Consider the following 15,019-nt stretch of genomic DNA (forward strand, 5'->3'; position numbering starts at 1 on the left):
CTTATATAATGTTACCAGCGGTAATGTGCAAATGCGCGGTTGGCTTCTGCCATTTTGTGCGAATCTTCACGCTTCTTCACCGCGTTGCCGCGATTGTTGGAAGCATCAAGAATTTCACCCGACAGACGCGCTGCCATTGTGGTTTCGCTGCGCGCACGAGCTGCACCGATCATCCAGCGGATGGCGAGAGCCTGAGCACGTTCAGGACGCACTTCGACAGGAACCTGATAGGTTGCACCACCAACACGGCGGCTGCGCACTTCGATGCCCGGCTTGATGTTGTTGAGCGCATCATGGAACATCTGCAGCGGATCTTTTTTCGCTTTGGCTTCTACGCTATCCAGCGCGCCATAAACGATGCGTTCTGCAACAGATTTCTTACCATCCTGCATCAGGTTGTTCATGAATTTGGAAAGGACCTGATCCTTAAATTTTGGATCAGGAAGGATTACCCGTTTCTCGGGACGACGACGACGTGCCATATTATATAACTCCTATCTGACCGATTACTTAGGACGCTTGGCGCCATATTTGGAACGGGATTGCTTCCGGTCCTTAACGCCTTGCGTATCAAGAACACCGCGCAGCACATGGTAACGCACACCGGGAAGGTCGCGAACACGGCCGCCGCGAATGAGAACAACACTATGTTCCTGAAGGTTATGACCTTCACCTGGAATGTAGCTGATGACCTCACGCTGGTTGGTCAGGCGAACCTTGGCAACCTTACGCAGAGCGGAGTTTGGTTTCTTTGGAGTCGTTGTGTAGACACGGGTGCAAACGCCGCGTTTCTGCGGGTTGGCTTCCATGGCCGGCACTTTGGACTTCGTCTTCTGTGGCACCCGCCCTTTACGGACGAGCTGATTAATCGTTGGCATAAAGTCTTCACCTTATTGGATCTAGATAAACTAGGGTTACTCTGACGGCCCAATCGCCGAAAGTGTTTTGCCTATGTAAGTCTTCTGCGGGTATGACGGATCACACCTGAGCAGAAGCGCGGCCCTTAGCGGGGATTCGGATGAACGTCAACAGTTGCGCAAACGTTTTGACCGAAGGCCGATGCCCTATGAAGATCGCGAGATCACTTCCGTGGCGGCAAGCTCTCAGTTCGACGGGCTTCATCAACTGACAACTTTGTCCAAAAGCGGACACTAAAAACCCTCATTATTGGATAGAGTTATGAGCCTAAGCCAACAAACGCACAACTCCGGACTGGGAAGCTGTCGCAAGAAGACTTCCATTATCGGCAAAGAGGTTCATCTGCCCGTGGAAAATGCCGTCGGAAATACTTAGCAATTGCGTGTGACACAACAACCAGTCTGTTGCTTCACGCCCAACAATGCGAACCGAGTTATCAAGACTTACAGCGCCAGCGCTTCGTCCAATGTTAAAATGTATCGCTTCAGGAAGATAATCTGCGACCAAAGCCAGAAAGGCCGACGGCTTTTCGGGAAAGTTATCGGGTGTCTTTACCCAGAAGCGCATGTCCCCGCCGCTGGGTGTTTCGACGAGACGCATGTCGAGGTGCGAATGCAGGTCACCCTCATCTTCCCGAACGAATGGAATGCGCGGGCAGTTGCTGGGCGTGTCGGCATTTTCGAACTTGGCCCACGCGAATGAACCGATATCTCTTTTTACCCCAAGCGTGGCTGACAGCGTGGCAGCCGTTTCAGAACCAACTGACAAACTAGCCTGCGCCTGACAAATTGATCGACCTGTCTTGCCAACCTTCACTGAGATGGAGGCTATCTCTTCTGCTTTTGGCGACGAAAGAAACTGTGTCGCAGCCTGGATGACGGGTTTCCCAATTTCCTGTTCCATCGCGTCAATCATCGCTGCGGTACAAGCCCCGCCGCTCATATGTTTGGATTGGGGTGGGCCAAGGCAGAGGTTCCGATCGACAGGCAATGTCCAACCAAGACCTTCCTCATGCTTTTTCGGGATCAGCTGGTTCAGTATCTCTGTCGCGCTCATTCCGTTTCTGCCGATTCAAGCGCTTGCGCAATGAGACGGATCTTCTCCGCAAAATCAGAACGCTCATCTTCCGGCAGCGCACCTAGCATCGTGCCGCAGTTAGAAATATCCTGCCGTCGGATCGCTGCACATACGCTCTGCCCCTCTTTCGATAATGAAAGCGCAATTGCGCGGCCGGTACCGGAGCGACGGGCAACATAGCCACGATGTATCAAACGCTCGATCACCGATTGAGCCGTTGTTGCCGGTACGCCTAGAAAGCCAGCCAGTGCAGCACCGCTGCAATCGCTATTTTCCGCGATAAAATAGAGTGCCTGAAAGTCTATCGCATTATATTTGATACGCCCTTCCGCAGGTGGGAACCGTGTTTCATCGACTGTGAAGATACGCAGCAGCACCCTTATACCTGCAAGTAGATCTTCTTCTGGTTTGCTCATTCCGAAGCCTCTTTCGATAACGCGCCTGCAAGAAATATAAGAGCGCCAGCGATAGAAATATTCTTGAAGAAGAGAGAAAGCTCAAAGGCAGCGCGTTCTCCCTCCATGGTCCAGAAATCATGGAATACCAGATTGGTTGCCAGCGTGAAACCGGCCAATCCAAGTGCGGCAATCGGTGCCATCCAGCGCCCAATTGCAACAAGGCCACCAGCACCAAGCTCAAGTGCAATGACAAGCGGCAGAAGAACTCCAGCTGGCTCCAATCCGACACTGCGCATATTGTCGAGCGTAGATCCATAGCTGAGAATTTTGTTGATCCCGCCCAGTATGAAAAGCGACGCGAGGCCAATGCGGCCAGCGATCAACATTGCTGGGGCGAAGGAGAAGAGTAATCTCATTGCTATTTCCTTTATACGAGTTTCGTACATTCTTTATATACGACATTCGTATAAAGGAAAGGCCTGTTTGTGGAATTTCTTATGCTATGGTTGCTGGGTTTATGTAGGTACAAATTTTGTCTCGCTTCGGCTTTCAGAGTGGGAGCAACTTTCCCAAAGCCAACGTCCTCTTTTGTACCCAAAGCGGACATTGGAGATCTGACACGATTGACGCCGCGATCAGAATAGACGATCCACAGTTTCAAGGGGACTGTAATGGCAAAAAAATTCGGAATCGCGTTAGTCGTAGTCATATTGTTGCTTGCCGCCGGGATCTGGCAACGCCATCGGATTCTGGTACCACTCGCCACATCGGGCGAGCGGATATTACCATCAGAAAAAGCCAGTCTTCCAGTGAATGGCAAGCCCGTTGGCGAGGATGCCTATTTTTATGTCGTACAACTGGATGAGCGCACTTTTGCCATTGCCGAACCCTATTCCTGGCCAAGAAACGTCAACTATCTCATCGCCGGAACGCGCCGTGCATTATTGCTCGACGCAGGCGTGGGTTTTTATGACATCCGGCCGATAGTGGAGCAACTCACCGACTTGCCAGTCACCTTCATTCCTTCGCATCTGCATTATGATCATACTGGACAAGGCAGTTACGAACGCATTGCGCTGGTCGATCTGCCCCATTTGCGGGAACGTGCAACGGGAGACTCGTTCACACCCAGCTGGGGTGAATATCTGGGCGTCGCAGAAGGGCTGGAACCAGCCACCTGGAAAATTGACGAATGGGTCCAGCCGGGGTCGGAAATGGATCTTGGAGACCGCCAGTTGACCCTGATATATACCCCCGGCCATACCGACAATTCGATATCCCTTCTGGATAAGGCCCATGATATGATGTTTACCGGTGACTTCATGTCAGCGGGCAACATTTCCGCCTATTATCCCGGCGCCAGCATGGGAGATTATCTGCAATCCGCGCGTAAAATCATCCGGGCAACCGCCGGCAATCCCGATATCGCCTTGCGAGGTGCGCATGCAGGAGAAGATGGCCAGTTACCCGTAAAATCCCGCGCCGATATCGAAATCCTCCGCGATCAGTTAGTCAGGATCGAAAATGGAGAATTGGGCAGTACAGGTTCCTATCCCCGGATCTACGCGATCAAGGAAGATGTCGTCATGCAGGCCGAACCACGCTGGCTGCAGAACTGGTCAACAACCTATCCAGATGAGGAGGAGTAACGGGTGATCTCGTTGTGTCACTGTCCACAGCTGGGTGCATTCGTGCAGCCGGTTGCACGAAAATCAGACTCAAGAAATATCCAATAATCGCACTGGCTCCATATCCAACGATTGGCGTGGGATAAGCACCCATCGCCGCCGCCGCTATGAGTGCGAACCAGCAGGTTGCGAACGTAAAGTGAATTACAGTTCGTTCGTTTCTTGGGAGAAAGAATATCGGACATATTAGTGCCAGGCAGCCAATCCAGAGCGATAATCCGACCATGATATTTACATCAAAGGCTGTCCAAAGAATATGATCTACAAACGGAACAGCTGGCAGACGGTCGGGGAGAAACAATGTTGCCAAAAAAGCGATTGCACAAAAAATGGAAGCGGTGAAAGTCCACTTGCTTGGTCGCATCCAGCAAGTAACGGCAACGGCCGCGAACAGCATGGCAGCCATTGCGCGATCAGGTTGAACGGCCATGGCGAAACTGGCTGCGATGACCGCCAACATCGTCCAGAAACTTTGAATCCTCGCAAAGCTTAAAGCGATCAGCGGCAGAAGAATGAGGCTAGTTTGGATAAAAAAGGGTCCCATCAGCACCCATCTTCTTGCATCTTCAATAGCGTAACCCAAAGTTGCGGTGGCAAATAGGCTAAGGGACCCGATGATTGCGAACAGGGTAACAAAACTATTTGTAAGCCGTACGGAAAGTTTAACGGCAATTGCAAGCAAAATGCCGATGAGCAAGGCCGCTCCATTAACAGTGATCATGGTCAGCGGAGCGCCAGAAACAAAAAGATAAATCAATCCTATGAGACATGCCATCAAGCCTGAGAAAAATGTCAAAACAGCGAATCTATCTGTCATAATGCTACTCCATGTTTTTCCGGGAGAGAGTTTGACTTCCAGATGAAAGCGAAAGCAGCCGATCAGACAGCCCAGCGCGAATGTTAGAGCGTCTCTATCGTTGTCGAGAGCCAATATTTCAGCGCGCATTGCCTGCGCCCATTTTTTTCGATGGTCCGGCGTCAGAAAGTCTATCAAACGCAATAGTTGGCAACGCATCATATGGGTTTCGATTTTAGTTTGGGAGTGGATGCCAAACGAGAGTCATCAATCAGACTCCTCGCTAGAATACGCCCTGCTTCTGAAAGGTTATAGATATGTCGTGGCGGTCGCCCCTCGACGCTTGCTTCTTGCCAATGAGAAACAAGAATATTCTGATCTTCCAACCTTGCTAGCATGGGATAAAGTGTGCCGGGCTTTATCCCGGTCGATTGCATTATCTCATAGCCATACATTCCCTGAGGCGCATCAAGTAGAGAAATCAAAGCTAACTTGGTTGCCTTAGAAGGCGTTCTGGTTTTTTGCATATTACCATATATCGATATATATCGACTTAATGTCAATGCTACTAGATTGAACGGATTGAAAGACTAATTTTTACGCGGTTTTTGGATGATTCTGACGTCCACTTTTTCACCAAACTATCCGGTAAAAATCATTCCGAGAATCCGAAGGAAATCTTGCGGAACAGCCAACCACCCTCCCCCAAATCTAATTCAGGACATTTGGCGAGCTGATCTCCATCGTTCTTGCTGCTTCGGCGGCGCGTAGCAGCCGCATCATGTTGCCGCCCCAGATATTTGCGACATCCGCCTTGGAATATCCCGCTTTCAAAAGATCATTTGTGATCCTTTGCAACATGGAGACATCAACCAAGCCATCGACGCCACCGCCGCCATCCCAATCACCGCTGATGCCGACATGATTTGGGCCGATCAGCTTGAGAACATGGAACGTATGTTCAAGAAATTTTTCATAGCTTGAGCGAGGAGCGGGATGACGTGCATTCAATTGCACTTGAGCGGCCTGAGCGACATCGGTTGGAACAGCTTCGACCGAGCCAAATTGCGCAATCCACCGTGTTTCCATGCCTTTCTGTGCAGCAACACGCTCTGGGGATGGTTCCAGTTTCTCAAGATATGAAGCAAAGATATTCATTTGAATAACGCCGCCACTTGCCGCCAGCTCCTTCAGCAGCTTGTCTGGAATATTGCGTGGATGATCATAAATCGCGTTAGCGCCAGTATGCGAAAGAATGATAGGCGTTTTGGAAAGGCCGATCATATCCCGTGTTGCTTCGTCGCTGGAATGACTACCATCGACGATGAGCCCCAGACGATTTGCTTCACGGATCAATTCTTCACCCAGCGAACTCAGCCCGTCAAAGAGTTGCTCTTTATCCGTCGAACTGTCGGCAAACTGGTTGTTGGCAAAATGCACCGGGCCAATCATGCGCAAACCGCTCTTGTAAAAATGCTCCAGCAAAGTCAGGTCTGTACCCAAAGGATAGGCATTTTCCATGCTTTGGAAAACAACCTTTCTGCCCTCAGACAATATTCGGTCAGCATCGTCTGCACTAAATGCGAGAGCAACTTCGGAGTGATATTTGGCCGCAAATTCCCGAATGGCAGTTTGACGCAAAAGAGCACTGCTTCGTGCGGACTGATAACCCGCGCTGTCTAAAGCACCCTGCGCCGTATAGATAACCCAAAAACCACCATCAAGGCCGCCTTCATTCATCCTCTGCAAATCAACATGCGTACGATTGTCTTTCCAGCTTCCACGCTCTTTGAAGTCATAATCATCTGTGTGAAAGAGCCGCGGTGTATCGAGATGAGAATCAAGAACTGCAATGCTGCTGTGAAAATCCTTAACGTCTTTGGAAATATGCGTTTGATCTTTGGACTCTATGTCCGCAGACGTACCAGCGATAGCCGACGTACTTACCAATAGTGCCGAAATAGCAACACCGAACCCAATTCGAAACATGCCCATAACTCCTTTGATGATTGGTTCGTATGACAGCCCATAGTTGAAAAGCAAGATGATCGATCACCGCCATTTGATTAGGCCGAGATCGCAGCCCTGCCCTGCACCACCCGAAAAAATCACTGTCCTAATCGGTCTGACATATCGGCGAAGCCTTATCCAAATGCAGTATGGTTATGCGGATCGCAGCGTCTATGATCATGTGATCAAAATGTGGGAAATCAAATTACGATGGATTACTATATCTATGTTGTTATTGTCAGCGCGCTGGCTTTGCTCGCCTATTATTTCACCTTGCTCATGGCGGGCCTGGCGCGCGGCAGGTTCAAGGTGGAGGCGCCATCCCACAGCGGGCCGCCGGAATATGAACGTTATGTCCGCGCCCATCACAATACACTTGAACATCTTGTGTTGTTCTTGCCGGGGCTATGGCTGTTCGCTTACACGGTCGATCCGGTTTGGGCCGCGGCCATTGGTCTGATCTGGCCATTCATGCGTGTGGGCTATGCTTTGGGATATCACAAGGCTCCGGAAAAGCGTTTGCTGTGGATTTATCTCAGCATGCCGCCCATTTACATATTCGTCCTGGGTTCGCTGATTGGCGGCTTGGTACAGGCAATCAGAGGATAAGAGATGAACATGGAACATGATCTGGTAATCCGGGGTGGCACTATTGCCGATGGGAGCGGCGGCGCACTTATCGAAGGCGATATCGCCGTTTCAAATGGCAAGATTACGGCCATTGGCGAGGTAACCGGCAAAGGGCGTGAAGAAATTGATGCGACCGACAGGATTGTGACGCCGGGCTTTATCGATGTGCATACTCATTATGACGGCCAGTGCATCTGGGCCGAAGAAATGAGCCCCTCGTCCTCACATGGCGTAACCACGGCGGTAATGGGTAATTGCGGTGTCGGATTCGCACCCTGCCGCAAGGAGGATCATGATCTGCTGATCAATGTCATGGAAGGCGTCGAGGACATACCCGGGGTTGTTATGGCCGATGGCCTGCCGTGGAACTGGGAAACATTCCCTGAATATCTAGACACGGTGGCGAAAGGCCAACGCGATATTGATGTGGCGGCCTATCTCCCCCACTCCCCACTTCGGGTTTACGCCATGGGTCAGCGCGGCGCTTCCCGAGAACCAGCCAATGCCGATGATCTTGCGCTGATGCGCAAGCTATCCAAGGAAGCCATAGAGGCAGGTGCGCTGGGTTTTGCGACGTCGCGATTGTCCATTCACAAAACCGCAGATGGTGGCAGCATTCCGACATTTGAAGCGGATGTGCAGGAACTGGAAGCAATATGTGGCGGGATGGCAGATGCCGGAACCGGCACATTTCAGGTCGTGCTCGACGCCTTTGTCGGCTGGGACAAGGAGTATAAAGTGATCGAGCGGGTGGTCGAGGCGAGCGGACGGCCTGCTACCTTTACCCTGGCTTCGGGAAATGACGGGCCACCGCGCTGGCGCAAGGTGCTCGATATGATTGATCAAACCAACGCCAATGGCGGAAAGGCCACGGCACAGATCATGCCGCGCCCCATCGGTTTGATTGCAGGCCTCGAATTGACCGTGCATCCCTTTGTGCTTTGCCCAAGCTGGTCAAAAATTGCCGATCTGTCTGTTGAAGAACAGGTTGCGGCCATGCGCGATCCAGAGCTGCGCGAAGCGCTGATCACTGAGGATTTTGAAAAAGGTCACCCGTTTAATGAACTGGCTCGCGACTGGAACTGGCTCTTCCCTCTTGATGATCCGCCAGACTATGCTCCGCCAAAGGAAATGAGCATGGCGGGACAGGCCAAGGCAAAAGGCTGTTCGCCGCAGGAGATAGCCTATGACCGGCTTTTAGAAACCGAAGGCAAAGGGCTGTTCCTGGCCGCTCTGGGTAATTATGAGGATGCCACGCTCGATAGCGCACACGAAATGCTCAGCCATCCGCATTGCATTCCCGGTTTGGGCGATGGCGGCGCGCATTATGGCGCAATATGCGATGCCAGCTACTCCACATTCTTGCTGACCCAGTTTGTGCAGAATCCCGGAGATCTCAGATTTGAACTATCTGAAGCAATCCACATGCTGTCCCACAAAGCCGCCAAAGCGGTCGGGCTGCCGAACCGCGGCTTGCTGAAGCCCGGGGCCAAAGCCGATATCAATGTCATCAATCTGCAAGGCCTGAAATTGCACCTGCCGGAAATCGTTCACGATCTGCCTGCGGGAGGGCAACGTCTGCATCAACGTGCAACCGGCTATGATGCGACGATTGTTTCTGGAGAGGTGATCCGCAGATTTGATCAGTCTACCGGAGCAAGGCCGGGACGGTTGATCAGGGAAGCATGATTTAGAGAGATTGAAAAACTCTGCGTCTCTGCTGATCACCACTATATGCAGATCGCTAACAGAGAGCGACTAAAGAAGCGATCTGGAACCACCCACAAAAAAAGGGGTAAGCATTGCTGCCTACCCCTGATTTTCTAGTCAGTATCGAGAGAGATTGAACCTGACTAGTGCGCGACTAGCCTGTCCCCACAGGCTAGAAGCCGACTTTAGCGCCAAGCCTCCAAACCCGACCCAGTGGGTTGCCCGTAAACGGGTTGTAACCCAAAGGTACCCTGGCTGATGGCGCATCCGCATTGGTGAAGTTCTCGACCGAGAATTGCAGCTGTGCATCAAATGACGAAATCGGCAAGTCATAGGCCAGATGAACGTCATGTTGCGTGAAGCTGGAGATATTCCGACCAAAATCTGTAGGACCAAAACTGGTGGTCGCACAAGGAGCGGGCAGAGCCGGACAACGTTCATCAACAACGCCATCAACATATTTCAAACCATAGCGCGCATTAAACCCGCTGATGTTGAAATTGACATAACCATTGGCCCGCCAAGGTGCGATGGTGCCCGGATTACGGTCCAGATTGGCCTTCCCGACCGCACTGAAGCCAGCGCGCAGGAATGCACCGTCTAGATTAAAGTCACCCACATCATATGTCAGAATATGGCTGGCATTTGCACCTATTGTCAGAACGCCGCTACCAATATCGGTTGTGTAGCTGGCGGCAAAGTCCAGTCCGGTTGTCTTGGTTTTTGGACCATTGACCCACTGCGTGAACACCCGTGAGATATTCAGACCATTGGTTGTACCTTGTACACAGGCACCGCCGTCAAAGGTGATCAGCCCGACAAATGGACTGGAACAATCGGCAAAGTTAACCCCAGGGTTAGCCGGATCGGGTGCCCCGCTAGCAACCGCAGTAGCGATTGCCTGACCATCAGTCGTTGTGATTTCGTCTTCGAAATCGAAACTCCAATAGTCTACCGAGAAGTTGAAACCGCTGAAGTTAACGATAGCACCGACATTGTAGGTGAACGCCGTTTCTGGCCCCAAATCATCTGGGTTACCGAAAATATCTACAGCCTTGAAGTTACCGGCCGATGCCGCCAGACCAGCCAGCGAAGTGATGCCATTGGGAGACACCTGGGAAGCCAGAGGTGCACGGAAGGTCGTCCCGACCGAACCGCGAAGCACCAACCAATCCGTCGGTTCCCAACGCACTGAGCCTTTGGGATTAAAGGTCGAACCAATCGAACCACCATAGTCTTCGAAGCGGGCCGCTGCAGTAATCTCGAGCGTGTCAGTGATCGGAACAAGTACTTCTGCGAAAACCGCTTTGACGTCTTGTGTCAACCGAGCATTGCGCTGCCCCCCGAGAAAGATGAATGAGCCAGCTCCTTCGAGCGCGCCCCCCACACAGGATTGATCGCCCAATATCGGACATGGATTGAGATCCAGATTACCGAATTCATTCAATGGCTTGTTCCGGAAACGGGTCTTGCGATATTGCAGACCAGCTGCCCAACCAACAGAACCGCCGCCTAGGTCCAGCCCCAGTTCACCAGAGAAAATCAGGTCGGCTACAACCGTGTCCTCACTCTGATCATTGCCGTTTGGCTCTGTCAGCCAATCTACCAGCTCTGGAGAATTCTCATTTCCAGGAACATAGAAGGGGTTATCAAGGTCGAGAGTAGGATTACGCGGCCCTGCATTGACAAATGGATTGAACCACAAACATCCAGGGTCTCCCGGCGTAGTGCTTGTACAATTTGGTCCGCCAAGACCGTTTAAGGCCGACTGCAGCCTGGAACCCACGATGCCGGGCGAACCGCCGCGACGATCATAATTCATCATCGTGAGCGAGAACTGCCCGCGGAATGATTCTGAAAAATCCTTTTCGAAAGTACCGGAAAACCGATAGGCTTTGCTGTTCACAAATTGACGCCCTGATCCGCGGGGATCGGTAGGATTACCTAGCCACCCAAATGGTCGCCAAAGGAAAATCCCAATCGCAGCGGGAGTCCCTGTCAAACCGTTTTGCGCCACAAATGGTGCTACGCCCGGATTGTTGGGAGAAACCGTGAAGCCACCACCCAATCGCGCTCCGCCTGGTCCCTGTAGCGGCGGATAGCCAGGGGACGTACCGATGGAGTCCAGATCGGTCTGTGCATAGGTGAACTCACCGCGGAAACGGAAAGTATCCGAAAGATCGACATCCGCCTGAATATAGCCCTGATAGCGATCTGTTTCCTCGACAAGATTATCAAACGGAATGAAACTGAAACGGCAAAGCACGCCATCGGCAACACCGCCCAGTTCGTTACAGCCTCTATCGGGCTGCAAGGCGACACCCGGTGCGATCGGAACAGCGCCTCCTGCCCCAACCACGGTAAATGTGCCTGGTGTGGCCAGAGCAGACCAAGCAGCCGGATTCACGTCATAAGGTTGAGAAGCATAATCGCGTTCGGTCGTAGGCAATTCAGAACGATGCTGCCAGCCGAAGCCCGCCAGGATGTTCACATCGCCAAAGGTTTTACCGACCAAAATCGAAGCGGTGTAATTGTCATCGGAACCGTTGACAAATTCATAGTCGCTCTTGATCTCGACGCCTTCAAAGCCGCTTTTGGTGATAAAGTTGGCCACGCCGGCGATAGCATCTGAACCATAGGTCGCCGCCGCACCGTCTTTGAGAATTTCAATGCGTTCGAGCGCAAATAGAGGAACGGAGTTTGTATCACCAAAGCCGCCTCCAACAGCACCCGGTGCCGTAAATGTTCGTCTACCGTTAAACAGCACCAATGTACGTTGCGGTCCTAAACCACGCAGGTTGATGGAACCGAGACCCTGATTACCTTGAGCAGCAGTAGAAAATTGGTTGGTGTCACCGAGTACACTGCCAACTTGAGGTAGATCTTTGATGAACTCAAGCGGAGAAGAGACCCCTGCGGTATCCAGATCCGCCGAGGTAAAAACATCGACCGGTTGTGCGGCATCTTCTGGTGTGCCTCGAATAAAACTGCCGGTTACGACAATGATATTTTCATCATCATCGGCTTCTTGCACGTCCTGGGCATGTGCAATATTGGGCGCGGCTGTAGCCGACAATATGACGGCGCTAAGCGCACTTGTGCAACGCAATAGAGATTTATTCATAATGGTCCCCTCCTGAAATTCTGGATCTCAAACATCGAAATTTGATTCCAGCGCCCTTTTTGTGGCGATTAATTTTTCTCTCCAAGACGAAGAGTTAATGTAATTAGACGATTAGTCAACAGCAATTGAAGAAGCTTCAAACCAGATATCTGTTCCGACATATTTATATCACTCTCTTCTGCCAATCATGGCTCCTAGTTTGTTTCATCGGCCGCATTCTGGGCTACGCGGAAGACTCTGAGGAAATTCTCACCCCAGATCTTCTTGATTTGATTGGTTGAATAGCCGCGCCTGACCAACGCAGTGGTTACATTTGGCGCTTCACTGGCATCCACAAAACCGGCTACCCCGCCGCCATGATTGAAATCACTCCCAATCCCGACATGATCGATACCAACGCGGCCCACAATATAGTCGATGTGATCCACCAGACGGTCAACAGAACCCGGGCCAATCACATCTCGCATAGCTCTTAAAAATGCTTGGCGTTTTTCGAGATCGGGTATCTCCCAATAGAGTTCGTAGGGATAGGAATAGGCATCAGGCAGCCCGGCATTCCGGCGCACTTTCAATATCGAAGCCAGTAACTCTGGATCGGATAGATCGACAAGATAGGCACCAAATGCCGCCAGATGAATCACCCCGCCCGCTTCCGCAATAAGATCTATCTCTTCGTCCGAAAGATTGCGCGACACGTTAGATAGCTTCCGCACATTAGAATGGCTGGCAATTACTGGAGATCGCGAAAGCTTGACAGCCTGTAATGTCGCAGACTTAGACATTTGCGAAACATCGATAATGCCTCCTAGCGCATTGATGCGCTGGACGGCTGCGGCGCCCAATTGTGACAAGCCACCATGTGCGGTGGCTTCGTAGGAGCGCGTCTCGGCGATGTATAATGGGCGTGAACTGTCCGAAAAGTCGTTATGCCCCAAATGGTTCAAGCCAAATATGCGAACCCCTGCAGCATAAAATTGATCAAGTGCGTCGACTTGGCCATTGAGCGCCCTTGCATTCTGGAAGCCCAACAGCATCGCAGTTTTCCCATCACTGCGCAGCTTTTCAACGTCTGCCGGTGATAGTGCCAGAGCCAGGTTTTGATCTTGCGCGACCAAATTTGAAACAGCTGCCAGCTTCTTGTCGGCCTCGGCCCTCGCCAGTGCACGGCCTTCCTTTGTCCTCGGTCCCGGGCCCACGGCGACCGACATGACAACGGCGTCAATCCCCCCTGCTCTCAACTTTGCTGGTGCTACCTTTGATAAACCATCGGCACCAAGATAGGTTTTGGATGTAGATGGCAGAACAATATCCGCATGGGCGTCCAGAACCAGACTCTGCCTGTGGATATCCCTGGCTCGTTCAATCAGGGCAGCTTCGGTTTCCGGAACCGTCGGGGTGGCTGCCGTCTCTACTTGATTTGGCACGCAAGCCGACAGCAATGTCGCGGCCAAGAGAGACATTGCGCCGCGCAGCTTAGGTGTTGGGCCTCTCACAAGCATATTTCGCATCAGTCTATTCTCCCAGAAAATCAATGATCGCCTTTATCGCCCGTTCCGGTTCTTGCATCGACGTCCAATGATTAATCCCTTCCAGCCGGATCGTTCGCATATCCGTTCCTGCATTGTCGACTTTATCAATGAGCTCAGGCACAAAGACCTGGTCTTCTTCTCCCCAGATAAACAGCCCAGGCATTGTGATCCTGGCATTGGGTCCTGGCCAAAGATCAGCATCCGAAACCTCCTCGAACGGAGGAATATTTGCGCGATACCAGTTCATTGCAGAGTAAAGCATTTCGTTACTCGAGAGCGCGTTTTCAAAAAGTTCAAATTCTTCTCGGGAAAGATCACCGCGTTTGACGAGGGCTTTGTAGGAGGAGGTTCGCGCTGTCTCTATTGCATTGTTAGACTTTAGCATTTCCAAAGTGGTGCCCCGAAACCGTTGCATATACTGGTTTCGGCGCTGTTGCTCTTTGTCATTTGCTGCATGACCGAGAAACAGGTTGAGCGGAGGCGCGCTCATTCCGACAACTTTATGCAGACGATCAGGATAGGCCTGTGCGTAGGAAAGTGCGAGCACCGACCCCCAGTCATGGCCAATCAGTATATATTTTTCATCGCCCCCTAAATGGAGGGAAAGCGCATCCAGTTGGGCGGCCAGTTTGGCGATATTATAAGGCTCCAGATTTAACGGCTTTGCCGACAGGCCGGAACCGAGAGCATCCACGGCGACAACCCGATATCGACCTTTCAGTGCCTCCATCTGATCAAACCAGCTGTACCAAAAGGAAGGGAAGCCATGGTAGAAAATGATCAGTGGCCCCTCGCCTGCCTCAACATAATGCAGCCGTGTATCGCCAGAACCAAAATAGCCTTCCTTATATTTTTCATCGCCTGAGCCGTTGGCATTGGCGAAGATCACGGCCGGATCTGGAACATCGCTAGTTTGAATCGATTCTATCGCCGCAATATCCTTTCCATCGACATTGGCGGCCATGCAGCTTGCAAGGATGAACAGCCCAATCAGCACAGCTATGCTCTTTAGAGATGCCACAGTCTCTCCCTCTCCTGCGTCTTAGCCATTGATTTATAAGAATGGCTCGTTATTGTACTAATAGTCAACAACAATAGGCTGCACCTGTCAAACTTTTCTTACCGGATGCACCAGATCT

The 15,019-nt window shown here is 51.6% G+C and carries 14 protein-coding genes; 3 read left to right on the forward strand and 11 right to left on the reverse strand.

Annotated features, from left to right (window positions below):
- Positions 1–11: 11 nt before the first annotated feature.
- From rpsG to DG177_RS05210, 5 genes are all read right to left on the reverse strand, one after another.
- Entirely contained in the window at positions 12–482 is a 471-nt protein-coding gene (rpsG, locus tag DG177_RS05190; RefSeq protein WP_108810522.1) for a 30S ribosomal protein S7, read from the reverse strand.
- 24 nt (positions 483–506) lie between these two features.
- A complete protein-coding gene (gene rpsL, locus DG177_RS05195; RefSeq protein WP_067198316.1) occupies positions 507–878 on the reverse strand; it encodes a 30S ribosomal protein S12 in 372 nt (123 codons plus the stop codon).
- A 307-nt stretch (positions 879–1,185) separates the two neighbouring features.
- Positions 1,186–1,974, reverse strand: a complete 789-nt coding sequence (locus tag DG177_RS05200; RefSeq protein WP_108810523.1) for an acyl-CoA thioesterase domain-containing protein — start codon at positions 1,972–1,974, stop codon at positions 1,186–1,188.
- The gene (locus DG177_RS05205; protein WP_108810524.1) at positions 1,971–2,411 is read right to left on the reverse strand and encodes a MarR family transcriptional regulator; all 441 of its coding nucleotides are present in this window, start codon (positions 2,409–2,411) and stop codon (positions 1,971–1,973) included. Before DG177_RS05205 ends, DG177_RS05200 begins: the two co-directional genes overlap by 4 nt.
- On the reverse strand, positions 2,408–2,809 hold the full coding sequence (locus DG177_RS05210) for a DoxX family protein (RefSeq protein WP_337658527.1): 402 nt from the start codon (positions 2,807–2,809) through the stop codon (positions 2,408–2,410). The genes DG177_RS05205 and DG177_RS05210 overlap by 4 nt, the downstream gene beginning before the upstream one ends.
- Positions 2,810–3,064: 255 nt before the next feature.
- Here DG177_RS05210 and DG177_RS05215 point away from each other — a divergent pair, with 255 nt between their 5' ends.
- Positions 3,065–4,042, forward strand: a complete 978-nt coding sequence (locus tag DG177_RS05215) for an MBL fold metallo-hydrolase (RefSeq protein ID WP_108810526.1) — start codon at positions 3,065–3,067, stop codon at positions 4,040–4,042.
- On the opposite strand, the gene DG177_RS05220 is transcribed toward DG177_RS05215, so the two are convergent.
- The 3 genes from DG177_RS05220 to DG177_RS05230 form a co-directional block, all read right to left on the reverse strand.
- The gene (locus DG177_RS05220; protein ID WP_337658528.1) at positions 3,978–4,898 is read right to left on the reverse strand and encodes a hypothetical protein; all 921 of its coding nucleotides are present in this window, start codon (positions 4,896–4,898) and stop codon (positions 3,978–3,980) included. The genes DG177_RS05215 and DG177_RS05220 overlap by 65 nt on opposite strands.
- Before the next feature lie 197 nt (positions 4,899–5,095).
- Positions 5,096–5,404 (reverse strand): helix-turn-helix transcriptional regulator, encoded by a 309-nt coding sequence (locus DG177_RS05225; protein WP_108810528.1) that lies wholly within the window; start codon positions 5,402–5,404, stop codon positions 5,096–5,098.
- A 184-nt stretch (positions 5,405–5,588) separates the two neighbouring features.
- Positions 5,589–6,866 carry a membrane dipeptidase gene (locus DG177_RS05230; protein WP_108810529.1) on the reverse strand — a complete coding sequence of 426 codons (1,278 nt, stop codon included), beginning with the start codon at positions 6,864–6,866 and terminating at the stop codon, positions 5,589–5,591.
- 231 nt (positions 6,867–7,097) lie between these two features.
- Between DG177_RS05230 and DG177_RS05235 the strand changes: the two genes are divergently transcribed.
- Entirely contained in the window at positions 7,098–7,496 is a 399-nt protein-coding gene (locus DG177_RS05235) for an MAPEG family protein (protein WP_108810530.1), read from the forward strand.
- A gap of 3 nt (positions 7,497–7,499) precedes the next feature.
- Positions 7,500–9,206 (forward strand): N-acyl-D-amino-acid deacylase family protein, encoded by a 1,707-nt coding sequence (locus DG177_RS05240; RefSeq protein ID WP_337658529.1) that lies wholly within the window; start codon positions 7,500–7,502, stop codon positions 9,204–9,206.
- Between the two features lie 193 nt (positions 9,207–9,399).
- On the opposite strand, the gene DG177_RS05245 is transcribed toward DG177_RS05240, so the two are convergent.
- The 3 genes from DG177_RS05245 to DG177_RS05255 all read right to left on the reverse strand — a co-directional run bounded on the left by DG177_RS05245 (position 9,400) and on the right by DG177_RS05255 (position 14,901).
- Positions 9,400–12,351 (reverse strand): TonB-dependent receptor domain-containing protein, encoded by a 2,952-nt coding sequence (locus DG177_RS05245; protein WP_108810531.1) that lies wholly within the window; start codon positions 12,349–12,351, stop codon positions 9,400–9,402.
- A gap of 194 nt (positions 12,352–12,545) precedes the next feature.
- Positions 12,546–13,859, reverse strand: coding sequence for a dipeptidase (locus tag DG177_RS05250; RefSeq protein WP_337658530.1), 1,314 nt, complete (start codon positions 13,857–13,859; stop codon positions 12,546–12,548).
- A 4-nt stretch (positions 13,860–13,863) separates the two neighbouring features.
- Positions 13,864–14,901 (reverse strand): alpha/beta fold hydrolase, encoded by a 1,038-nt coding sequence (locus tag DG177_RS05255; RefSeq protein WP_337658531.1) that lies wholly within the window; start codon positions 14,899–14,901, stop codon positions 13,864–13,866.
- Positions 14,902–15,019 lie beyond the last annotated feature (118 nt).

Source organism: Sphingorhabdus sp. Alg231-15 (assembly GCF_900149705.1).
GTDB lineage: Bacteria > Pseudomonadota > Alphaproteobacteria > Sphingomonadales > Sphingomonadaceae > Parasphingorhabdus.